Origin of the sequence: Pantanalinema rosaneae CENA516, assembly GCF_050753385.1 — a bacterium.
GTDB classification, from domain to species: domain Bacteria; phylum Cyanobacteriota; class Cyanobacteriia; order Leptolyngbyales; family Leptolyngbyaceae; genus Pantanalinema; species Pantanalinema rosaneae.
The window spans coordinates 44,374-67,560 of sequence record NZ_JBLZFZ010000014.1 but is presented as its reverse complement, the minus strand read 5'-3'; the positions used below and the strand labels follow the sequence as shown (position 1 = coordinate 67,560).

The window sequence follows — 23,187 nt, the reverse complement described above, 5'->3', positions numbered from 1 at the left end:
TGAGCTGAAGCAAAGGGGGTAATAGAGTTGGACATTGATGCATCTCCAACACCTTTTGCGGGCATGATTTTTAGTTTATGCGGAGCTAAATCAGTAATGTTTGACCGATTACCAACCAATCAGGTGTGATCCCGTTCAGAGTGACCAGAGTGATGAAGCCTGCCCCATCCTTAGCATCAATTTGGACTTGGGTATTTCCGCCCACTCTCACCAGTCTCAAGTAACCATCGGAGATCGGTTGAGTCCCTGTATAATTAAGGCTTCTGAACAACTCTCTGAGGTCTAATACATCAGCGCCATTGCCAACATCAGTAATGGTGTCGCCAGCATCTGCAAGGGTGGTATAAACAAAGCGATCGTTACCCGTTCCTCCGGTAAGAGTATCGGCTCCTGTTCCACCTATAATGACATCATCTTCAGAACCACCATTAATTCTGTCATTGCCGTTACCCCCATAAAGGGTATCGTTTTCTGAGCTGCCATTGATGATGTCATCACCATCACCACCGTAGATGACATCATGCCCAGATCCGCCGCTGAGTGTATCATCCCCACTAAGACCCTCAATAATGTCATGACCAGCTCTGCCATTGATTGTATTGGCGAAGTTATCCCCGATTAGCGTATCATTTCCGATGGTTCCTTCGAGTAGGGTGATCGGTGCATCATCGTTGAGAATTCGTGCTACAGCTTGATTGACTGCAAGTTCTACATTGATCGGATCATGCAAGGTTAGGGAAAACGTTTCATCTGATTCAACTATTGTGTCGCCATTGATAACCACGCTGATCGTCTTGTTAGTTTCTCCAGGCTTGAAGGCAAGAGTGCCACTGGTGGCGATGTAATCACTGCCTGCGGTTGCAGTTCCATTCACGGTAGTGTAATCCACTAATATCGGTTGGTTCGTAGCTGCATTGAGGTTGACTGTGAAGGTAGCAATTGTACTGCCATTGTTGCCTTCCGTGAGGATGACATCACTAATGGTCAGTTGTGGCAAGGGTTGTAAGGAAGATTCAAACGCACCGATATCTACTCTGCCGTTCAGGATGCGACTAAATCCGCTTCCCCGCTGGTCGGTGGTAATTCCCGTTGCAATCAGGGCATTATTCCCAGCATTGAGGGCAGGACTCCCTGCAACCAAAGCATGGGTTAATGTTGAACCCCCGTTATTGGCAAGAGGGGCAATCGCGGTCTCAATCCCTCCTTGCAGCACAATATCTGTGGTAGTGGTAACAAAACCTCCTGTATTACCATTCTGCCCCACCAGGTTATAGCCGTTAGAGATAAAGTTTCCAGAATTACCCAGTTCAGCACTTGTCTCAGCAGCAACATTCCCGCTAATGATACTGTTACCTACCCTCAAAGTGGCATAGTTGTAGATGCCACCGCCTGTGGCTGCCGAGTTGCCGCTGAGGGTACTGCTGCTCACCGTTAGAGTGCCAGCAGAGTTGCTGATACCGCCACCTGTAGCTGCTGAATTACCGCTGAGGGTACTGTTGGTTATCGTCAGAGTACCACTAGAGTTGTAGATACCGCCGCCCTCATAGTTTGTCGAGTTGCTATTGAGGGTACTGTTGGTCATCGTCAGAGTACCGTAATAGTTGCTGATACCACCGCCAGCGAAGTTTGCCGAGTTGTCGCTGAGGGTACTATTATGCACTGCCAGAGTGCCATAATTGCTGATACCGCCGCCCTCATAGTATGCCGAGTTTGCACTGAGGATACTGTTGGTCACTGTCAAGTCGCCATTGTTGTAGATGCCGCTGCCAAAGTATGCTGAGTTGCCGCTGAGGGTACTGTGGCTCACTGTCAAACGTTCACGGTTGTAAATTCCAGCTCCTTGATTCGCTCCACTCACTGTGGTACTGAAACCATCCATCGCTCTACCATCTGCGATCGTTAGCCCCTCAATGGCAACCTGAAGTTGAGTGCTGCTAATGCCGTCATCCACCTTAAAGACGCGAGAGGTATTGTTGCCACTGATAGTAAGTTGCTCTGCGCCTAAGCCTTGAATCGTCAGGTTCTTGTTGATTAACAATTCTCCCAGCGTGAGATGGAGAGTCGCACCGTTAAGAGCATTGGAGAAGTACACAGTGCCCCCTGAGCTAATCCGAGAAATTGCCTCACGCAACGAGATATCTCCTGGACTTAAATTCCCATCATCCTCATCGATTGACGTATCAACCGTAATGCTGGGTAGAACTTCATAGGCTCCAATATCTCGTCGCCCTACCTGAAAAACACCCCGTTGATCAGTCGTAGCAACAGCGGTCGGATCTCCAGTATTGATGGCCGCACTCCCTGTAACCAGAGCATGGGTGAACGTCGAACTACCGTTATTGGCAAGAGGAGCGATCGCGGTTTCCATCCCTCCTTGCAGCACAATGTCCGTGGCGATAGTAATAAAGCCTCCCACGTTGCCATTCTGCCCTACCAGGTTATAGCCATTGGAGGTAAAGCGACCTTGATTGGTTACTTCATTCGCTTCACCTGAAGCCGTATTGCCACCCACGATGCTGTTGCTTACCGTCAGGGTGCCATAGCTAGAGTTAAAGATGCCGCCGCCAGAGGTTGCCGAGTTGTCGCTGAGGGTACTGCTGTCGATCGCCAGAATGCCACCGTTGGCGATGCCACCACCATCGGCGGATGCCGAGTTGCCGCTGAGGGTACTGTTGCCTACCGTTACAGTGCCACGGTTGAAGATGCCACCGCCATCGTAGTTTGCCCAGTTACCACTGAGAGTACTATTGCTCATCGTCAGCATACTATTGTTGGTGATGCCACCGCCATCGAAGTCTGCTGAGTTACCACTGAGAGTACTATTGCTCACTGTCAAGGTACCAGAATTGTGGATGCCACCACCATCGGAGGATGCCGAGTTACCACTCAGGGTACTGTTGCTCACCGTCAGAGCGAAATAATTGTTGATGCCGCCGCCATAGGATGCCGAGTTACCGCTGAGGGTGCTGTTGCTCACCGTCAGAGTGCCCTCATTGTGGATACCGCCGCCATAGTAGGCTGAGTTGCCCCTGAGGGTACTGTTGCTTACCATCAGTGTGCCATTGTTGAAGATGGCGCCACCATAGTATGCCGAGTTACCACTGAGGGTGCTGTTGCTCACCGTCAGGGTACCATTGTTGAAGATGGCGCCGCCAAATATAGTTACCGAGTTACGGCTGAAGATGCTGTTGCTCACCGTCAAAGTTTCACGGTTGTAAATTCCACCTCCTTCAGATGCTTTACCATCTGCGATCGTTAGACCCTCGATCGCAACCTGAAGTGGAGTACTAGCAATACCATCATCTACATTAAAAATGCGGGAGGCATTGTTGCCACGGATAGTGAGTCGATTCGCCCCCAGTCCATGAATCGTGAGGTTATCGGTAATCTTGAGTTCGCCAGAGGTCAGCGTAATGATTTGAGGACCGTCTGGCAGGTCAAAGTTAATAGCGTCAGCTCCCGCAAACATATTAGCTTGGGCGATCGCTTCGCGTAGAGTCAGCACTCCATCGCCAGGATCAACCGTGTCAGCCGTACTAGTAACTGTAAACGTTATGGAATTTGTCAGCAGAGGAACACCTGGGGCAGACACAATCCCATTCTCAAGCGAGTTTATTAGCAATGGCTCACTGCTACTAGAGCCTCTAGGAGAGACGATCATGCTTAGCGGATCTTGTAAATTCTGGGCGGGATACAGCGTCAAATTAGGGCTAGGCAGAGCGCTCGAACTCTCGAACAATGAGAGTTGAGAGAGTAGAGTGGAAAATTCAAAGCTACTCATGCAGTGTTCTTTCCTTGCAAATGTGGCAGCGGGGCTAAATGTCAATGCATCCTCTAGCGCTTTGTGCGGGAAGGATGCCTAGTTTATGCAGTGCTAAATCAGTAATATCTGGTCGATTACTAACCGATGAGGTGTGACTCCGTTCAGCGTAAATAGGGTGATGAAGTCTGCTCCGGAGAACTTTGGCAAGATTTCTGGCGATTGGCAGTAGTCGGTCAGGGGAGGGAGCGATCGCGATGGTCGCTCCCGGTAGGGTTACTCAGCCGAGCCGTCAGCCTCGACTGTCTCGAACAGGATTGCCATCGCTAGGGCGAGGGGAGCTTGCTCAACCTGGGTGTAGGTCGCCACGTATTGAGGGGGCGGGGTCATCTGGTCAGAAAACTCTTCGAGGGCAGTGGCTAAGGCGTTCAGTTCATCTTGAGTCATGGCGTTTTGATTCTTTTGGTTAGTACATTTGTTCGCCTTTGATAATTAAATAAATAACTTTTTTTGGATTCCTGTCTACCCCTTGGGGGACTTTTTTTAGACTTTTTTGAGGACTGAAACCCAGACAGGGAGGGCTATAGAACGGTTCACCCATCAAGCAAGAACGCGACCGCCAGGAGTGCGATCGCGTTCGGGTTGTGTCCGGGTTGCATCTGGGGAAATTCCCCAGATAGACGGTTAGGCGGCAGTACGAATTGCCCCAGTGCCCAGCTGAACGGCGAAGGTTTGGGAGGGGTACAATCGCTCGTTATGGTGGATGGTGATAAGTGTCAATCTTGACCGCTCCCTTGAAGTTTCCGGTGGCAGCGTCAGCCCCAGCGATCGCGGCTAGCTCAGTGAACATAGTAGACGCTTACGAATGAACTCAGCATAGTTATCGGGATGTCCCGCAAACTCGAAAATTGCAAACGGTGCAACAACTTTTTTGGTTGCTGTCCAAGTGCCATCACCGTTGTCGGTCACGTTGTCCGCGATCGCGATGCGAGTCACAGGATGGGAGGTCAAAACGTTCTTTTCGGTCAGGAAGGGCTTTGTTGCATGATTAGAAAAACGACCAGACCTGCCTTAAGGTCGTCCTGGTATTAAGCTGCAACTTTGTAGCTATCAGGTTTAGCGATCTGGATCATCCGGTTGAGCGCAGCACATTTGATGAACAGTTCCACCGCTTGATTGTCAAATTGACGCGCGCTGAGATTGCCACCAAAAATTGTCTTAAAGCGAAACATGGTGGTTTCGGCAATGGAGCGGCGATGATAGCCAGAATCCTGCTTCCAGCGTTTGCGTCCATGTTTGCGGATGTGACGCAGATTTTCATCTCTCGCATGGGGCTTGCCTTTGCGATTACCATGCTGCCAGATTTTGGCATCTTTGCGCGGTGGAATCACGGCTTTGGCTCCTTTGGCATCAATTTCGTCATAGCAATGGCGATGGTCATAAGCACCATCGGTTGAAACCTGTTCAATTTCCCCTTCAATCTGTTCCAGGAGGTCTTCTAGCACTTCTCCATCCGCCACATTATTGGTTGTCACGACCATTGCCACAATCTCGCCCGTAGCTTCATCAACCCCTAGATGCAGTTTGCGCCAAGTCCGACGCTTGCTCACCCCATGCTGACGGGTTTTCCATTCCCCTTCACCATAGACTTTTACCCCAGTCGAATCGACCACCACATGACGAGCACCCGGTTTCGGCACAATCGGTAAGTCAATGCTCAGGTTCCCAATTCGCCGTGATAGTGTACTGTGGTCAGGCACAGGCAAGTCAATTTCCATCAACTCAAAAATTGATTCGAGAAATCCTTGACACTGTCGTCCAGCCAGGCGATAGACCGCTTTGACAGTCGCCATCGTTTGAATCGCAAGGTCACTATAGAGGACAGACGCACCTGGTTTGCCGCTCAAATCTTCGACCACCCACTGCTCCAGAACCGATTCCTCAATCCAGAAGGTGAGGCTTCCCCGTTGCTTCAGTCCAGCGTTATACTCAGACCAGTTGCGGATGCGGTATTGAGGTTTCATGGCTTGTTTTGGTTGTGGTGATTAAAACTTACCATGCCTCGCCCTCCGCAACTCCTCTTCATGCAACAACGCCGTCAGGAAGTAACGAATTTCGTCAGCGTGGATGGCGGTTAAAGTCATGAAATCGGCTTCTGTAGGGCGTTTCGGCGTTTTCAGTATAAATAATAAGTATCCTATTCTTCGATAGATGTCCAGCCCAGAGACAGCTTTTTTTAAGACTTTTTTCAACTTCCGCAACGGCTGAGTGCGCGATGGGGTAAGGCGGCAGCATAATTGGGGGAAGCGTTTGTACTAATCCACGCTGAACTTGTAGTAATCCACGCTGAACTTGTAGTAATCCACGCTGAACTTGTAGTAATCCATGCTGAATATCGAATTAGTTGATCCGAAAGACCTGCTGACTTGGGACAAGAACCCACGGGAACGCAACCCGGAGCGGTTTGAATGGCTGAAAACCTCGTTGCAGAAATTCGGGTTTGTCATGCCGATTTATGTGCGCGAATCAGACGGCACACTCTACTCAGGACACCAGCGCACCGGGGCAGCTCGTGATCGGGTTTGAGAAAGTGCCTATCGTCCGTATTCCCTCACCAGGCGAACGGATGGAGCGAACCGTTAACATCCTGTTCAACCTCTGTACCAATGACCACGCCACTAAAGCTGACTTTGGTAAGGGGGCAGCGCTGCACTTGCAGGATTTAGAGCAGTTCCAGTCATTTCCCGATATTGCCGATCGCTACCCATGCCTCAAGTCATTTGCCATCACGCCGATCGCTTATATGGATCAATTGAGTGCGCTAACGGTCAACGCCATGACCAAGGAGTTTGCCGATAACCTGCACAGTTAGTAGAGCTGGTCAAAGCACTGGAATTTGAGTTTAACTTGCCCTATCCCGGTGGCGAACGGTTAGGCATGGTAGACGAAGCGATTTCGGCGTTCTCCAAGTTCACGGGGCAGAACCTGGCAGAAATTCGAGCGCAAGCCCAAATCAGTGAGCTAGGCGAGACAACCATTGAGGCAGAGGTAGCGATCGATGAAATTAACCCCAATCCAGAAAGCTGAACGGCGAGACTTTGTACTGAATCGCCTGAAGCGTGGCTTTAGTTTTCTGGAGGTGGAAAAGCAATTCTGTGAGAAGTTTGACTGTTGCATGGACACGGTCCGGAAATGGGTGAATTGGGCATGTGACCACTTGGCACAGGAAGATACTCCCAAGAACCGGCAGCGCATTTATGGGGTGGTAGTGGAGATGTACCACGATCAAATCGTGGCGTACCAGAACGAACTGATTGCCCTTCAGAAGGAGATTGACCAGATTGGCGCTGTCCTCGATCGTCACACAGCCATCTTGCAGGAGATGGAGAAGGTAACAGGAAGGCGACACCGGGAATTAGTGACTGAGTTGGGTGTACTGCCCAAGGTGAGCCTCACCGCCAGATCTGCCCTGATTGAAGCCAAAACCCGATCGCGCGAACGCATGTATAAGGTCATGCAGGATCTTGCTAGGCTACGCGGATTGGTGGGACTCAGCAGCGATTGGCGGCAGGCGGTTAATACCCTGTTGGATAACAACTTGCTCCCAGCCAGTGTTGCCGATGCCATCTTGAGCGTGATTGAGAACTTTGAGAACAACATTCAGGAGGTAGACGAACAGGCAGATGATCTGCCCCCCAGTGAAGACAGCGAGTTTGATCCGGATGCCGACAATTAGCCGATATGCCTAACCTGAATACCCTTAAACGCAAACTTGAAAAAACGGTTGCTAGTCGCTCAGCTAGCGATCGGCGTTACCTGGAGAAACGGCAGCAGCAGCGCAACAATTTCATTGACGATTGCTATGTCAGTGGAGGGCAGGGGTTTATTGATCGGGTGGGGTTGTATGGCTGTACGGAAAAGGGCGATAAGCTCAAGCTGCCTAACTGGTATGAAGAATACTTACTGCTGATTGGGGATTTTCGGCTGCATCACGTTCTGACTACGGGACCTGCACAATGCGGCAAAACGTTGGGGCACACACTGTTGATGGTGGATTGTTTGACCACAGGCAAACTTAACTCAGCCTGGTTTTACAACTCACGCACCAACTTGGATCAGAACGTGCCGATGCAGTTTCGCCCTGTGGTGGAATTCTGGGTAGCAGAGATGCAACGCCAAGGGATTCGCTTCCGCGAGGCAGCGATCGCTTCATCAACACTCGCTATCAGATTGACCAGGTGAACGCGGTGTTCTCCTACGTGTCCACTTCTAGCCCAACTGTCCGCGCGGGCGGTAAGGCAGCAGCCGGTGGCGCAGCGGTATCGTTCCAAGCTGATTGGATGGTGCTGGAAGAACGATCGCAGTATCCACCAGGCGCGGCTGACCCACTACCTCGACGGTTAGACGCTTCCATGTTGCCCAGTCGCCCAATTCGTGAGTTAGGCACACCGGGGGGTGGTCAAGGGATTGAAGCAGAACTTAACGACTGCGATCGCTACTTCTATCCCCACATCACCTGTGAGAAGTGTAGGCAAATGCAAGCGCTAGACCCCAAAGGCTGTTTGTTGCGCCAAACCACGCAGCGAGATGCACGGGGGCAAGCCAAAGTGTCTTACCTGTCGGAATCCGGTCGTCCTGCGGAATGGTTCCATACTGACCCTGATAACCAAGTGGAAACAGCGTTTTTTGGTTGCCAGTTCTGCGGTCATCCGATCGCCGATGAGCAGAGATTTAATGCTGAATTTCGGTGCCGTCTCACGGGGGTGAGTGCGCGAGACTTCATCGCTAGTTTGCCGACTGGAGTACCGGAACGCCCCTGGAAAGTTGCAGTCCATCTATCCCCACTGACCCGTAGCACTAGCACCAACTTAGCGGCGGAAATTATCAAGTCTGGCTTGGATGCCACGATTACCCATGACTGGCAGCAGCAGCGCTTGGGGCATCCGTCCGAAATTAGTGCGACCAACATCACACCGGAAATGCTACGGGTGGCAATGCTGGCTCCTAAACCGAGCGATCGACGCCCAGATTATATCTTGGCTGGCGTTGACCTGGGGCGCAGTGAGGATTGGATGGTCATCATTGATTTCTTCCTGCCGGAAGATCATCGCAAGATGAAAGCGATCGACATCAGCGAGAAAACCATTCGTTCGGTGCGCTTTGCCGGGGGTATCATTCGCGATCGCATTCCCCAGATGTTGAGCGATTACCGAGTGCAGTATGGGCTGATCGATAACGAACCATCCCGCGAATCATCTATGAAGATTTGCCGTTCTACCTGCCTGGAAATGGCGAATCAGGAAGGGGTGATGCAAGAGGTGGTAAAGCAAGTCACCGTTGAGGATGGTGGCATTTCTGCGAAGTGCTGGAATATTCGCAATGAGAAGTTTCTGAGCCTGGTGCTAGAAGGGTTTTTACTTCAGGCTGACGATGGGTATCCGCTCTATCGCTTACCGCCTGAATGGATGCGGTGGGTGGCTAACCCTTCAGAGAACTCACCGTTGGTGCATTATGTCGGACCACATCGCGACCTGGATGGACAGTGGCATCGGGGACCCGGAAATGTAGACGACTTGTATTTTGCCACCATGTTCGCAGAAGCCGCGTTCTACCTGAAGTTGGTTCACATGCGCCGTTACTATGGCAGCGCTGGCAGTGGCGATCGGGCAGTTCACCGAGTTGCCAGAGCAATCTGAGACTAACATTTACCCAGGATTCGAGAGATAGCCGATGCCGCTCAACGTTTATACCAAGCTTGATTTAATTGCGTCTGACCCCACAATCATCCCTGCCATTCAGCAGACAGAAGACGAGTATTTAACGTACACCCTGGGGAATGACTACAGCAAATACATGCAGATGCGCCGTGACCCGAATGTTCGGGCAATGCTCGGTAAACGGCGGCAGGCTGTATTAGGGCGAGAGTTTTTGATCACCACGTTGGGCAAACGCATTGCCGATCGCAAGGCAATCGCGAGAACAACAGAGGTGCTGAACCATATCCGGTATGAGTCCATTTGTTCCTCACTCCTGAATACAGGGCAGTTGATCGGCTTTGCGGTGATTCGAGTGGATTGGGTGCAAGAGGGCAACTTGATTCTCCCCAGGACTCAATTTGTGCCACAGGATCGCTTTGGGTTTGTGCCACCAGACCCGAACAACACAACGGTTCCGGTAGCGACTAACGAACGCCTTGACCCTAAAACGGAAATTGTCATGGTCAACGGCTATGAGCTGCGGCTGCTGACCCTGAGATCGCCGTTTAGTGGGGAGCGCTGTCCGAAGGGGCGCTTTGTGGTCTACACGTTTGATTCCGATAGCGCACCAGGAGGCTTAGGGCTTGGGTACTCAATTTACCCGTGGTGGGTGGTCAAACGGGAGGCAACCAAGAACTGGTTATTGCATATCACGCTGGCGTATTTCGGTAGGCATCAGACGTTTCCCCAGCTAGAACAGACGATGACAGCGCTACGGTCACTGTGCAATCGGACTGCCCCATTCACGGCACAAATCGGCGGTTGGGGACGTTTCAATGCTTCTGAGTCAACTGATGACATGGACGTTATTTATGCCTCGCCGGATATGCCAGGGTTGATTGAGTTCCGGCGTGAGCTGCTGAATGTGTTTGAGAATATTACGGGACTGAGCGCCAAAGCCAATCATGGCTATACTCCACATATCACGCTGGCAAAAGTGCAACCCGAGTCAGCCATCTCTGTCACCCTACCGACGATCGCCGTTCAGTTCAATCGGCTCACGCTAACGCATGGCAATACTCATCTAACTTTTCCGTTGCAAGGTGAGCCAGAGTTTTCAGAAACCATTCAAAGTTATTGAGGAGGTTGAGGTAGCCAGAGTTTGATTAGATAGGAGAGCTGATCACCTAATGCCACAGGTTATTGAACTTACCCTAGTCTTCAATCTCTACGATTTATCAGGATAGTGCTTCCGTAAGTCTACTGACTAAAATCTGACCTTTTCCTGACCTTTTCCCGACCGTCAAAGTCTACTTTCAACAGTTAAGTTATTTGAAAGATAGGTGCTGAGTGTAACCATCCCAAGTTGGCTAAATAAAAATTAGAGCTTGAGGTTGTATTGGGGACGCAACGAAAACCTATTAATTGAAGTGCGCTACCGAAGCAGAATCAATATCAATCCTCATTTACCTATTAGTTGCCGCTAGCATCCCTATGAAACATACGGCTTGTAAGTTTTTGCTGCTTTCATTTACCCTAGGGGCATTTCCTAACCCAGCAATTGCTCAACTTAATCCAAACATGCAAGCTTTTTGCGCTCAAGTGCGTGATAGCTATGTATCTGAGGTTAGTAAGCGACTTGAGACTCAGCATTATCAAGGATATTCCAAAGGTAAAGGGGGAATTGGAGCTTTTGACGGTGTTGGTGTTGGAGGTGGCGCTGAGTTCAGCTATGATTGGCAGCGCACATGGGACAATTTCAACAATACCCAGAAGCGAGATTACCAAAGCAAAAATTGCGATGAGGTATTACGCCAATGGGGGCAGATCTCGATCGCTCAAATTCGTACTAATGCTGAAACAGCGATCGCTAAGATGCAATTAGAGTCACACAAGTACAGCGAAGATACTCGTAAGGTTTTAGCACAGATAGATTTTGAATCGGCTAAAGTTCATTCTCAAACCCTTGTCCGTATTGAGGAGTTGAGGCAAGCAAGCAGGTTAGAGGAAGCCAAAATCTTAGCAGAGTCTGGAGAGAGAATGCTAAAGACTCAGCAGCAAGGCGAGACTGAACGACTCCAAATTGAGAAGCAGGCATTGATGGAAATGAATCGTGCCAATAATGTTTTGGATTTGAAAAAAGCTCAGCTAGATGCTTCTGTCCGTAAGCAACAAACTTTAACTGATTTACTCCAGCAAGGCGTTAAGGGACATTTTGAACTTGAAAAAGAACGTGAGATTACTCGTAGAGAAATTAAGAAACTTGAACTTGAAATTGCCAAACTTCAGCAACAGCAACCCACGTCACCAGTGCTGTCCAACGATCCGAATTTAGCTTTGCTCAAAAACTGGGGGCTAACATCCGTTCCTTGTGGTGGATCTGTAGTTTCTATTCTCATTGAGGGTAAAGAGTATTGCACAAACGCAGCTGCATGGCTAAGTACAGGCATATACCGATATGACCAAACTGCAGATCGACTTGAACCCATCTCTCAACCCGGTCCTCCACTGATTAATCCGCAGTTGACTCATCAAGATGAATCTCTCTAGCTTTGTCTACCACCACTTTGTTAATTTAACCTCATTCAAAGGAGCCTCAAATGAAATTTCAACTTGTTTCTAATCTTTTTGTAACTACAGTAGTCCTTTCAAGTGTAATTTCTCTTCCACTCACTGCTAAAGCTCTTCCTACAGTTGGTGGAAGCAGTACAACACCTGCTACTTCCAATACCAGCAGTACCAATTCCAGCAGTGGCAATACTAAGTTTGAGTGTGTGCAGTCGGGCACAGGCTATGCCACGATCGCTGTTACTTCTACTGGCAAAAAAACCCGTCCTTTGATTAACTGGTCTAGTCAGGCCTTTGCACAAAGCGGCTTTACCCCTGAAGTTCGTTGTCGGGAAGTATCGAGTCGGCTAACGGCAGCAGTTGGCAAGAATGGTGGTAAGCTGAGCGGTCTGCTATTAACTACTGGCAATCTGAACAGAGAAAATGTGATTTGCTACGTGAGTAATATGGTATCTGGTTGTAATAAGAATAATCATCTGATGAACATCGCACCGGGCTATAACAAACCGGAGGATGCGCTAGCGGATTTGCTACAAGCAATTACCACACCGTTTGTCACTGGAGCCACTATGCAAAATAGCGAGCGTCGTTCGTATGCAGAATTTGGTGGCGCAGTACAGCAGGTAGTTAATGAAACAGAAATGATGGGGAGCACAGAAAACCCACCTTCCTCCGAACCTATGGCTGAGCCAGCCAACTCATCTGGCGGAGATGAAGGTCCGATCTAAAGCTGACCTATTGCTTAAGGTAGAAGTAGCTGTAAATGTAGAGCGGGCAGTGCGTCTGCTCTACAAGCATGAGTGGAATTGTATGCGATCGCGTGTTCTTGTATCCCTAGTGGCTGCTGGTTTTATTTTGCCGACTCCAAGTGAAGTAACATCCGCATTTGGTCTTAAACCGATAAGTTTGCAGCAACCACAGATTCATTTGCCTAAGGGGACAATACCAGAGATTGCTCGACAGGTAACGGTTCGAGTATTCAGTAGCCCCCGTTTAGCAGGTTCGGGAGTGTTAATTCAACGGCAAAAGCAGCGCTATACAGTACTCACTTGCGCTCACGTTGCAAATCTCAATCAGGCAGAGCGTTATACAGTACTAACACCTGATGGACAGATACATAAAGCAAAGCGAATATCATGGCAATTGCGAGATGTGGATTTGGCTTTGCTGGAATTTAACAGTGCTGATTCATATCAAATTGCTATTTTAAGTGAAGCCGCAATTGAACCTAAACAACTGGTTTACGCTACAGGTTTTCCCAATTATTATGACATCAGTCCAACTCGCTTAGAGGAAACATTTGGTTGGGGACCTCGTGCTCTCCGGATTACTCAAGGTACAGTTAGCATCGTTTTGACTCCAAGATCGCTAATGCAAGGCTATCAACTTGGTTACACCAACCATGTAGAACTAGGAATGAGTGGGGGAGCAATCTTAAATGCCAGCGGTGAACTAGTTGGCATTAACGGGCGCGGCAGCTATCCCTTAAGTGGAATTGAGGCATTCCAATTTACTGATGGTACTTTTCCGCCTTTCAGACTATTTCAACAGATGGAACCGTTAAGTTGGGCAATTCCAACCGCAGTATTTCAGCAGTCTAAGCTGAAATTATTCTTATAAAAGAATTCCTTGCTGACTATCACTAGGTAATACCATGACTAAAAATCGTTGGAGAACATTGGCGCTTAGTCTAACAGCAATTTTGACAAGTATTGTGCTTGTAATTGCTACAACAGCTTCTATGACGCTAGCTCAAATAACTTCAGTAGCACAGTTTTCAGATGTAAGACCGACCGATTATTATTTTCAAAGCTTACAAAAGCTAGTCGAGAGTTATGGCTGTTTGGTTGGCTACCCAGATACAACGTTTCGAGCAAACCGCACAATTACCCGAGGTGAGTTAGCAGCTAATTTGAGTTCTTGCTTAGACAGAGTCAATGAATTATTTGCTGCTTCAACAGCTGAAAGTGTTAAGAGAGAAGACCTTCAGATGTCTATAGTACCGTTACAACAGCAGGTTGAATCTTTGAGACAAACAGTGGAATCGCTACGAAGTGGCAGTGCTTCACCTTCTACTCAGAATATGCCCATAAATGAGCAAATTTAAGTTTTTTCTACCAGTCATTTAATTGAGGCGATCGCGGATTATGTTTAAGCACTTCTGGAGGGTAGCTGGATTCTGTTTGCTCGTCACGGCTACTCTATATCTTCTACTTCCAACCTCAACATTAGCAACTCCATCTAGCCATTCCTCTATCCTATTAGCACAAGCGGCATCACGTGATGATGTTAATGCAATCGCTAGTGCAACCACTGTTTTTATTAACGAAAATCTGGAGAGCCAGGATGGGCTACAATCTGGAACAGAATATGCAGGATCAGGCGTAATTGTTGCAGTCCGAGAGGACAGTGATAGCCTGCGAACAAATTGCGTGTATTCTGTTTTGACCAATGCTCACGTAGTAAAATTGCGAGCAGGGGATCCAGAGCAACCTTATGGATTGAGAACGAGTGATGGATTAATTCATAGTGTTCAGAAACACCGCTTTTTGGGTAATGTCGAAACCAATGCAATTCAAGGGTTGGATCTGGCATTGATAGAGTTTATGCATGATTGCCAACAGCCTTATCCGATCGCTACAATTGCCCCACCTAGCAATCCGCAACCCAATGAAGCTGTACTTGTTTCTGGTTGGTTAAAACCAGCATCACCAACAGTAGAACGGCGGCGTTTGTCCTCATCTGGCAAGGTGACTGCTGTCAAACCACCTGAACCTCAGGGTGGGATGAGTCTTGTTTATGATGTTGAGCAGGTAGGTGTTGGAATGAGTGGCGGTCCAGTTTTTAATGCACAAGGGGAACTAATGGGTATCCATAGTGCTCAAGTCGAAGACGGTAATTTTACTAAAGGTCAAGCTGTTCAGCTTCAACAGGCGCTTCAGGAAATCCAACGGCAGGGTAGCACTTACAACTTCAAAGTTGCCCCGCCAACAATCAGTTCATCATTGATTGCAGAACTAGTGCGATCACTATCGCCCAGTGCTGATGTTTTAACTCCGCAACAGTTTCAAGCAGGATTTGATGTTTCACCAACAGACTGGGTATTCCAGTCCGCCCAATCCCTACGCGATCGCTATGGCTGTCTACAATCTTTCCCAGATGGTTCCTATAGGCTTAAGGTTGAAACGACCCGAGGACAATTTGCTATAGATTTAGGCAGTTGTGTGCAGAAGTTGGAGGAAGTACTTACAGCATCTACTCAGGATCTCGTGAAACCACAGGAATTGCAAACTTCACTGAACACATTGCAGCAAGCAATCACTGACCTAGAACAAGAGGTACAGTCCTTGCGACGTTAAGGAAGCAACTACTCTACTTTTTAATAAAGGTATGTTCAACCAAGGTTAAACATTTCTGCAACTAAAACTAATCATAGGATGTTTCAAATCTGTGTTCAGGAGGTGATCGCTAGGCTACTATCAAAATAGAACTCTACAAATTTGGACTCTCTTCGAGAACTTTGTTCCCGAGAAACTTACTGACACTGATGAGTACACAACAAGGTTAGAGGATGATCGAACGATTGGGTTGGTAGTGCAGAGAGATAGTGATTTTGCGTAGGAGTATTGGGAGCGGAACCGCCAGTAACAAAAGCTCATACCGTCGCATTCATCATAATTTGGGGATTAGTAGCAGCAGTTGTGTCGAGCGATCGCAGATGAGCAATTTTGTTGATATTCAAGTGGATGGCAGTCGGGCACTGAGCGTGTTGGGGCTGATCAACACCAGGGCATTAGGCTTAACTCCGCTCATGCTGCGGCTCAAGCCGATTGTCGAAAATGTGATTGAGGATAGCTTTGACAAAGAGGCTAGTCCATCCGGTCAACCGTGGGCAGCTCTCGCCGCCAGTAGTGTGCGCCAACGGCAGCGCAAAGGACAAGGCGGTAAATTGCTGCAACGGACAGGCGAGGGTAAGCGATCGGTGAAGGTGACGATCTCCGGCAACCGACTGTATATCACTTACCTCAAGCGCATGGAGCATCACCAGACCGGGACACGCCGATTACCCAAACGCCAATTTTCCCCAGAAGCGGCAGACTTCGATCGCGGTGCATTAGGTGAACAAGTGCGGGATGAAATCAGAATTTACCTCAACCCTACCTTGGGGCAGTTCACTCAAGGTGCATTTAATAGACTTGTTGCGGAATAGGAGATAATCAAGATAACTTCATCGAGTTTGAGCCTGCATGATCAACCTCCATCGTGCCTTGAATAACGAGCGTTTGCTGCGTGCTCTGACCGGTCTAAACCGGAAAGCTTTTGATGAGCTATTGCCAGCGTTTAATCAGGCATGGGATGCCCAAATGCGAGCGCAGGTGCGACAACGTGCCCCGGGGGGAGGACAAGCGGACAAAGCTCGATTGTCGAGTATGTCAGAGAAACTGTTCTACATCTTGTTCTACTTCAAGTGTTACCCCACCTTTGATGTGGCGGGATTTCTGTTTGACTTTGACCGGAGCCAAGCCCACCGCTGGATGCACCGACTGCAACCGATACTCGAAGCAGCCCTGGGGCAAACGATGGTACTGCCGGAACGAAAACTCGAACGGATTGAGCAGTTTTTGCAACGCTACCCGGAAGTCAAAGAAGTGATGATTGATGGGACAGAGCGACCGATTGCTCGTCCAAAAGACCAAGAGCGGCAACAGGAGCATTATTCGGGAAAAAAGCGGCGATACACTCGGAAGCATCTGGTGGCGGTGGATGAAGGCAAACGGGTATTGGTACTCACTCAAGCCCGAGAGGGAAAAGTGCATGATAAGCGGTTGCTCGATGAGGTAGAGATGGTTGAGGGAATTCCCGATGAGATTGTGATTGCCGTCGATTTAGGCTTTTTAGGGTTACAGAAGGAGTATGAGAACATTGAGATGCCTCACAAGAAACCGCGAGGAGGCAGCCTCAGCGAAGAGCAGAAACAAGAGAATCGTGAGAAAAGTAGTCGGCGGGTGCGATGCGAGAATGCATTTGCGGGAGTGAAACGATACAGGATTGCCAGCGATGTGTACAGAAATCGTGTGAGTGATTTTGATGACCGTTCGATGTTGACGGCGACGGGGCTATGGAACTTCTATTTGATCGCTGCTTAACTCAAGATAGGAGTGACAAGAGCAGCGCATTTCCCTTAAAAATTCTTATTCCGCAACAAGTCTATTCTACTACGCAACCTTCTTTGCTATAAACGGTTAGATCGCGTTAATATCGCCAGTCAATTCTACAGCTCATTTGCAACAGTTATCTTTGATGAATTTCACCTGTATGATGCTAAACAATTAGTCGGGCTTTTATTTTACCTAGCGCTCTCGCATGAGTTTGGTTTCTTCAAAAACGGTCGTCGGGCTATTTTGTTAACTGCAACACCTGAACCTGCTTGCGAAGATGCACTGCTAAGCCTGGAAAAACAAGGCGTAAAAATTGCGTATGTCGATGGAGAAAACAGCACAGTTTGTTTATTGTCTTCCCAAACGGCAGTCAATTTAGAATTACGTCCTCAACCCGATAGAGAACAATTGTTGTCTGAGTTAGTCGATGAGATTGTTAGACGAATTCAAACACAACCTGAGCAATATGGTGCAGTAATTCTAGATTCGCTTTATCAGATTGATAAGCTTGCAAATATTCTTCAAGCAAAAGGCTTTTCGGATAAAATTGGACGCATTACAGGACCATCCCCGTTAGCAGATCGGCAACGGGCAGTGCAATGTCCAATCATCTTAGCGACGAGCATAGTGGACGTAGGATTTAACTTTGAACGTACTCCATCTCCCACTCGTCAATCTCTTGATTGGTTAATCTTTTCATGCCGCGATCGTGCTGCCTTCTGGCAAAGACTTGGTAGAGTTGGACGGGTTCTTGGTAGACAGCAAACCGATTGGGTCCACCTCAGGTTTCTTATTGCCCCAACGCCAAATAGCGATAGGTCGCAAACTCTGAATCCCGGTCTACGGGACTGAAACACGACGTTGACGTTACGGACTATGGCTTCAATCAGTGTCGCAAACTCTGAATCCCGGTCTACGGGACTGAAACATAAACACTACAGGTGACATGAGAGCATAGATAATGTCGCAAACTCTGAATCCCGGTCTACGGGACTGAAACAGGATGGGTCACATGATCAGAAGCCTAGTCGTGATGTCGCAAACTCTGAATCCCGGTCTACGGGACTGAAACAGGTTAAAGTCATTCAAGACGATCAAAAATCTTGAGAGTCGCGAACCCTGAATCCCGGTCTACGGGACTGAAACTATTGGCTCGTACCGATGCGGCGCGCAATTTGGCGTGTCGCGAACCCTGAATCCCGGTCTACGGGACTGAACGCCGGTGGCGACTTCAATCAGAAAATAAATTCACTGGCTCAAAGTCGCGAACCCTGAATCCCGGTCTACAGGACTTCATGTACGTGAGGGTAATCTACCTCTCACTATTTTGCTTGCAGTCTCTTCTATCGTTGCGCTTGAGGTGGCTTGTAATCCCAGAAACGGCTGTAGCCTAGTTTTTGACAAGCTAGAGCTAGGGCGTTATGCCCGATTGTGCCTTTCTCTGGGGTAGTTTGATCATCTCCCTGTCTGTCCCAGATAATCTTGACGGATTGACAGTTAATTTTTAAGGTGAAAGCATCTATAACCCGATCACCAACTTCCTCAGTCATAGTCATGCTAGTTCTGGTGACACTTTGCATATCGAGGTAATAATCGCTTCCCTTGGTACTACCCACCCAAACGTATCTCTGATTCTGAGTTGGAACGGTAGCAGTTAGGGGAATAGACGATATCGGTACAGGATTAGCACTACACAGAGCCGGAGTGAGGTTGATTACTCGACCATCAGCCGTTCGCATATAGCAGGGGTGGTCAGGCTCGATCGCGAGAGCAGTTGTAGGGAGCAGGGCAGTTAAGACTACGGAAATGAGGAGAACAGGTTTCATAGAAATGCTTCCAACTTTATTTCTCTTATCGTGCCCAATTCCCAAGCGCGGGATACAAAGGAAGTAAGGGAATTGTCCGACCACATCCACAACCGCAACACCCTCTGCCGTCGGTGGTTTGTCTGTCCCTGATCGTAATCTGAACGATCCCGTCACTTTCGCGGAAGCAATAGGCAGAGAGGATAACGACAAACTCGATCGCGGCTCACCCCAATGGGCGAACAACGTCATAGGATAGGATCAGGGATTGACGAAGGCGATATGAGTGCAGAACGACTAGACCGGATTGAGCGGATACTGGAGCGATTGTAGCGAGCAATCAGAGGTCTAGCGAGCGGATTAAGACCGAATTGAAGCGATCGTCGATTCTAACCCCCGTTCTATTGAGTGGCTGAGACTAAGCGGCGATACTGCACTAATCAATGTAGTCTCGCAGCATATCTGGTTTTTCCAGGTTATCTGAAGTGATTGGGCGATCGCCATCTACGGAGAGGGTCTTGCGAATTTGAGTTTTATCGGTCGAGATCGGTCGTTTGCCATCTTCGTGGATCACGTCCTTCACCTGCAAATCGCTAGGAGTAATGGGGCGATCGCCATCAATTCCCAGTGTTTTGTCAGCTTCTAGCGAACTGGTGGTAATGGGACGGCTGCCATCTACTTCCAGTGTGTCGCACACCTGAATATCATCAGCCACGATCGGACGCTGGTTATCAATGGGCAAAATATTCCGGACTTGCAGATCGCTATTCTCGATCGGACGTTTGCCATCGATCTCAAGCATTTTCATATCTGGTTGATCATCCCCTAACGGGATCATAGCGTTGTCATCCAAATGCTCGCGTTGTGTATTCACCAATCAAACTCCTGCTTTTTGTAGGAACTCTCTACTTTTAACGGCTGAACTGATCGCGGAACAACTACCTCATGGTTGGTTTTTGAGCCATCCTTCGTCAAAGTGATATGCCCCAAACACCTCTTTAGATGGAAGTTCTGACGAGCCAAGTAAGATTCCTACTCCTCTCATCTTGCTAGCTTGATTGGGTCGTTATTGGTACATGACTATAGTGCAAATATGCCTATGCTGGTTTAGTGGAGTTTAGTGAAGACTGGCAAGCCGGAGGATAGAACGCTGAAGATTCTCTCTCGCCTGAGATTCAAACTGATTACGGAATTGCTCGGTGCTAAAGATAAATGGACGATTTAAGAATCCTTGTAATATAGCCTGCCGCTTGTCGGAATACTGTGAACGAGGAACCCATTCATACTCCTGCCTTACCTGTACCTCATATTGCTCAAATCGCTCTGGTGATGCACCTAAGATAGACAGATCAATATCCACGAGTAACTGTGCATCTGCGGATCGGGGAGGTAGGGAATGGTCGGTTGCCAAGACCAGCGCATAAATCCGCTCTGCCACCTCGTCTGAAATGCCACATTTCAGCAAAGCTTGTTTCGCCCAGAGTGCGCTTTGCAGTTCATTGTCTTGGCTCTTTACGTCATACACAGCATCATGGAACCATAACGCCACTTCCACTTCACCTGGATGCTTTGCCATTGCCAGTCGCACTCCGAATATTTCAATACACTCCTGGAGATGCTGAAGGGTATGATAGTGTCGCTGTGGTTGACTATAGCAACCAATAAGTTTTTCAAACAATGTTACATCGGGTGAAACCCTTAAAAATGACCAAGTTCGCTGCCATGAATACTCAAGAGTTGGCATCATTGGGGAACTAGGTAGAGCGCGTCGGGCATATTCAGTCTCATAATAGTATGGAGGGTAATCCTTTTTAGTAAAGGATGGGAAAAAGAAGGCATCTCCTCAACAGTTGGATAATTGCAGACGAATCTGTTCGTTATCGTGATGGATGAAATTCCAAATCGTAGCGATATGATTATAGGATCGTTTCAAGGCTAGAAGGCACTGGCTGTCGGGCGAACAATGATTTCATTGACATCCACATCATCGGGCTGGGATACGGCATATAAAACGGCTCTGGCGATCGCATCTGGGTTTAGGGCACTCTTACGAAATTCTTTCAATGCCGCTTGTGCTGAACCGTCTGTGATGTCAGAACCCAGCTCTGTCTCCACGACACCCGGAGAGATTGTGGTCACGCGGATATTTTTTGATTCCTGCCTCAGTCCTTCGGAGATTGCCCAAACCGCGTATTTGGTTGCACAGTAGACTGCACCAGTCGGGACTACCACATGGGCGGCGATCGATGCAGTGTTGATAAACTGACCGCCCCCTTGCGCTTCCATGATCGGTAAACCAGCGGCAATCCCATTCAATACGCCGTTAATGTTGACGTTGATCATATTGTCCCATTCTTCAACTTTTAGGGCATTCATGGGGGATAACGGCATGACACCGGCGTTGTTAAAAATGACATCAATTCGACCGAACGTGTCTTTGGCAAAGTGAATGAACGCTTTCATATCCTCGCGATCGGCAACGTCCACTGTTTTCAATTTTGCTGAGCCACCCTGACGACGAATCTCCTCAGCAAGCTTTTCTAGCCGTTCTGTACGCCGTGCTCCCAGAACCACCTTGGCGCCATGTTCAGCCAGTAATTTGGCAGTAGCTTCACCGATGCCGCTACTGGCTCCAGTGATCGCAATGACTTTGTTTTCTACGTTTAACATGGTAATTTTCCTGTTTGTTTTGACCAGTTTGAATTAGAGAAACATGCCGCCAGAGACTTCAATTCTCTGGGCATTGACCCATCGGTTGTCTTCAGAAAGCAAGGATGCGATCGCCCCGCCAATATCATCGGGAAGACCCACGCGACCTAAAGCCGTATTTCTGCCCAATCCTCGGCTTGATCCGGTGATCAAAGCAATCTTTGTTGTATCCTGTGCCATTGCCTCATCCTTTCATTGCTCTTTTAGCATGAGTTCAGCATAGGTTTAAGACATGGGGTTTCAAATACACAAACCTCGCATATCATTGCCTAATCCTCTCAGGCAAAAGGTTGATCAGGAAAAACTTTCTCTATAATGGGCGTATGAGAGCGGTTAAAGCAGCCAGGAAACCAGCACGATGATTGCAACACTGAGGCAGGGTACAGCCATTCATGCGTGTCAAGAACTGGCGGCATTAGTGGCACACTACACCGATACCCGGGGAGACGGCGCCCATCAAACGGCGATCAGTCAGTTAGAATTCATGCGGGAATCGGCTGCTTCCACCGCAATCCGTGGTGTCTTTGAACCGGTTCTCGCGATCGTGATTCAGGGCAAAAAAGAAGCCTTGCTGGGTGAGGAAACGTATCAGTATGGTGCCGCTCAGTATCTTGTCATCTCGGTGGATTTGCCGCTGAGTGGATTTGTGACGGAGGCGACACCCGACCAGCCCTATTTAGGGTTTAAGTTAAATTTAGACCCGGTTCAACTCTATGACATTATTGCTCAAATCCAACCCCAGGCGGGAAAGAAAGAAAACTCGGTGAGAGGCTTATTCGTGAGCAACGCTGATGTCGCGTTGATTGATTGCGCCATTAGACTGACACGGCTTCTGGATACGCCACAGGATATTCCGTTTCTGGCACCGATGATAATTCGTGAAATCTATTACCGGCTTTTGATCGGTGAACAAAGTGAAGCGGTGCGCCAGATCGCGACATCCGGCAGCAACATGCAGCGTATTGCGGAGGTCATCAAGCTGCTCAAGGCTGATTTCACAAAGCCGTTACGAGTGAAGGATCTGGCTGAGCAAGCCAGTATGTCTGCGGCATCCTTCCACCGTCATTTCCGGAAAGTGACCTCCATGAGTCCGCTGCAATATCAGAAACAATTGAGGCTGCTGGAAGCGCGGCGGCTGATGCTGGTCGAGAATGCCGATGCCACCAGTGCCGCCTATCAGGTTGGGTATGAAAGCCCTTCACAGTTCAGCCGAGAGTATTCCCGGATGTTTGGAGCACCACCCATCAAAGATATTGAGCGTTTGCGAACAGCTTGACTATTCTCTGTCCAATCCGTTTTTAGATTAAACATCGGCTGAATGCGATCGCTGCACAACCAGTTGCTGTAACGGACGGAGCCAAAACTCTGACGATCGGGTATGTTTAGCAGTAGAACAATAAATAACGCTAAGGCTAAATCTTTATCTGGTAGAGCTTACAGCCTCTTTTTTTCATAGAATTCAAGACATTTAAATCGCCAGCTATCCTGAT

Annotated in this window: 24 protein-coding genes, 1 pseudogene and 1 CRISPR repeat array; of the genes and pseudogenes, 16 read left to right on the top strand and 9 right to left on the bottom strand. The window is 48.6% G+C overall.

The window, feature by feature from the left end:
• Positions 1-85 precede the first annotated feature (85 nt).
• From ACN4EK_RS10535 to ACN4EK_RS10520, 4 genes are all read right to left on the bottom strand, one after another.
• Complete coding sequence (locus ACN4EK_RS10535) at positions 86-3,592, bottom strand: beta strand repeat-containing protein (protein WP_431657814.1); 3,507 nt, start codon at positions 3,590-3,592, stop codon at positions 86-88.
• A gap of 444 nt (positions 3,593-4,036) precedes the next feature.
• Complete coding sequence (locus tag ACN4EK_RS10530; RefSeq protein WP_431657813.1) at positions 4,037-4,207, bottom strand: hypothetical protein; 171 nt, start codon at positions 4,205-4,207, stop codon at positions 4,037-4,039.
• Between the two features lie 387 nt (positions 4,208-4,594).
• Entirely contained in the window at positions 4,595-4,771 is a 177-nt protein-coding gene (locus ACN4EK_RS10525) for a hypothetical protein (protein WP_431657812.1), read from the bottom strand.
• Between the two features lie 77 nt (positions 4,772-4,848).
• Complete coding sequence (locus tag ACN4EK_RS10520) at positions 4,849-5,784, bottom strand: IS5 family transposase (RefSeq protein WP_431655783.1); 936 nt, start codon at positions 5,782-5,784, stop codon at positions 4,849-4,851.
• 361 nt (positions 5,785-6,145) lie between these two features.
• Between ACN4EK_RS10520 and ACN4EK_RS10515 the strand changes: the two genes are divergently transcribed.
• The 15 genes and pseudogenes from ACN4EK_RS10515 to cas3 all read left to right on the top strand — a co-directional run.
• Positions 6,146-6,346, top strand: coding sequence for a ParB N-terminal domain-containing protein (locus tag ACN4EK_RS10515; RefSeq protein WP_431657811.1), 201 nt, complete (start codon positions 6,146-6,148; stop codon positions 6,344-6,346).
• Positions 6,347-6,350: 4 nt separating this feature from the next.
• Entirely contained in the window at positions 6,351-6,632 is a 282-nt protein-coding gene (locus ACN4EK_RS10510) for a hypothetical protein (protein ID WP_431657810.1), read from the top strand.
• Between the two features lie 35 nt (positions 6,633-6,667).
• On the top strand, positions 6,668-6,847 hold the full coding sequence (locus ACN4EK_RS10505; RefSeq protein WP_431657809.1) for a hypothetical protein: 180 nt from the start codon (positions 6,668-6,670) through the stop codon (positions 6,845-6,847).
• A complete protein-coding gene (locus tag ACN4EK_RS10500; protein WP_431657808.1) occupies positions 6,819-7,496 on the top strand; it encodes a hypothetical protein in 678 nt (225 codons plus the stop codon). Before ACN4EK_RS10505 ends, ACN4EK_RS10500 begins: the two co-directional genes overlap by 29 nt.
• 5 nt (positions 7,497-7,501) lie before the next feature.
• The gene (locus ACN4EK_RS10495; RefSeq protein ID WP_431657807.1) at positions 7,502-8,002 is read left to right on the top strand and encodes a hypothetical protein; all 501 of its coding nucleotides are present in this window, start codon (positions 7,502-7,504) and stop codon (positions 8,000-8,002) included.
• 17 nt (positions 8,003-8,019) lie between these two features.
• Positions 8,020-9,456, top strand: a complete 1,437-nt coding sequence (locus ACN4EK_RS10490; RefSeq protein WP_431657806.1) for a hypothetical protein — start codon at positions 8,020-8,022, stop codon at positions 9,454-9,456.
• 34 nt (positions 9,457-9,490) lie between these two features.
• Positions 9,491-10,597, top strand: a complete 1,107-nt coding sequence (locus tag ACN4EK_RS10485) for a 2'-5' RNA ligase family protein (protein ID WP_431657805.1) — start codon at positions 9,491-9,493, stop codon at positions 10,595-10,597.
• 353 nt (positions 10,598-10,950) lie between these two features.
• A complete protein-coding gene (locus ACN4EK_RS10480; RefSeq protein ID WP_431657804.1) occupies positions 10,951-12,006 on the top strand; it encodes a hypothetical protein in 1,056 nt (351 codons plus the stop codon).
• A gap of 50 nt (positions 12,007-12,056) precedes the next feature.
• Positions 12,057-12,752 carry a COP23 domain-containing protein gene (locus tag ACN4EK_RS10475; protein WP_431657803.1) on the top strand — a complete coding sequence of 232 codons (696 nt, stop codon included), beginning with the start codon at positions 12,057-12,059 and terminating at the stop codon, positions 12,750-12,752.
• A gap of 82 nt (positions 12,753-12,834) precedes the next feature.
• A complete protein-coding gene (locus tag ACN4EK_RS10470) occupies positions 12,835-13,644 on the top strand; it encodes a S1 family peptidase (protein WP_431657802.1) in 810 nt (269 codons plus the stop codon).
• A 34-nt stretch (positions 13,645-13,678) separates the two neighbouring features.
• On the top strand, positions 13,679-14,131 hold the full coding sequence (locus ACN4EK_RS10465; protein ID WP_431657801.1) for an iron uptake porin: 453 nt from the start codon (positions 13,679-13,681) through the stop codon (positions 14,129-14,131).
• Positions 14,132-14,171: 40 nt separating this feature from the next.
• Positions 14,172-15,383 (top strand): S1 family peptidase, encoded by a 1,212-nt coding sequence (locus ACN4EK_RS10460; RefSeq protein WP_431657800.1) that lies wholly within the window; start codon positions 14,172-14,174, stop codon positions 15,381-15,383.
• Between the two features lie 359 nt (positions 15,384-15,742).
• Positions 15,743-16,234, top strand: coding sequence for a phage virion morphogenesis protein (locus ACN4EK_RS10455; RefSeq protein ID WP_431657799.1), 492 nt, complete (start codon positions 15,743-15,745; stop codon positions 16,232-16,234).
• 37 nt (positions 16,235-16,271) lie between these two features.
• The gene (locus ACN4EK_RS10450) at positions 16,272-17,171 is read left to right on the top strand and encodes a transposase family protein (protein ID WP_431657798.1); all 900 of its coding nucleotides are present in this window, start codon (positions 16,272-16,274) and stop codon (positions 17,169-17,171) included.
• A gap of 63 nt (positions 17,172-17,234) precedes the next feature.
• Positions 17,235-17,915, top strand: a pseudogene (gene cas3, locus ACN4EK_RS10445) (type I-D CRISPR-associated helicase Cas3'); the annotation flags it as partial.
• Positions 17,916-18,001: 86 nt separating this feature from the next.
• A CRISPR array of direct repeats spans positions 18,002-18,403; the repeat unit is 38 nt; unit sequence GTCGCAAACTCTGAATCCCGGTCTACGGGACTGAAACA.
• A 123-nt stretch (positions 18,404-18,526) separates the two neighbouring features.
• On the opposite strand, the gene ACN4EK_RS10440 reads toward cas3, so the two are convergent.
• The 5 genes from ACN4EK_RS10440 to ACN4EK_RS10420 form a co-directional block, all read right to left on the bottom strand.
• The gene (locus ACN4EK_RS10440; RefSeq protein WP_431657797.1) at positions 18,527-19,009 is read right to left on the bottom strand and encodes a hypothetical protein; all 483 of its coding nucleotides are present in this window, start codon (positions 19,007-19,009) and stop codon (positions 18,527-18,529) included.
• A 415-nt stretch (positions 19,010-19,424) separates the two neighbouring features.
• The gene (locus tag ACN4EK_RS10435; RefSeq protein WP_431657796.1) at positions 19,425-19,862 is read right to left on the bottom strand and encodes a hypothetical protein; all 438 of its coding nucleotides are present in this window, start codon (positions 19,860-19,862) and stop codon (positions 19,425-19,427) included.
• A 243-nt stretch (positions 19,863-20,105) separates the two neighbouring features.
• Positions 20,106-20,564 (bottom strand): HD domain-containing protein, encoded by a 459-nt coding sequence (locus tag ACN4EK_RS10430; RefSeq protein WP_431657795.1) that lies wholly within the window; start codon positions 20,562-20,564, stop codon positions 20,106-20,108.
• Positions 20,565-20,923: 359 nt separating this feature from the next.
• A complete protein-coding gene (locus tag ACN4EK_RS10425) occupies positions 20,924-21,658 on the bottom strand; it encodes an SDR family oxidoreductase (RefSeq protein ID WP_431657794.1) in 735 nt (244 codons plus the stop codon).
• 33 nt (positions 21,659-21,691) lie between these two features.
• A complete protein-coding gene (locus ACN4EK_RS10420) occupies positions 21,692-21,877 on the bottom strand; it encodes a hypothetical protein (RefSeq protein WP_431657793.1) in 186 nt (61 codons plus the stop codon).
• A gap of 178 nt (positions 21,878-22,055) precedes the next feature.
• Between ACN4EK_RS10420 and ACN4EK_RS10415 the strand changes: the two genes are divergently transcribed.
• The gene (locus tag ACN4EK_RS10415; RefSeq protein WP_431657792.1) at positions 22,056-22,973 is read left to right on the top strand and encodes an AraC family transcriptional regulator; all 918 of its coding nucleotides are present in this window, start codon (positions 22,056-22,058) and stop codon (positions 22,971-22,973) included.
• Positions 22,974-23,187: the final 214 nt, after the last annotated feature.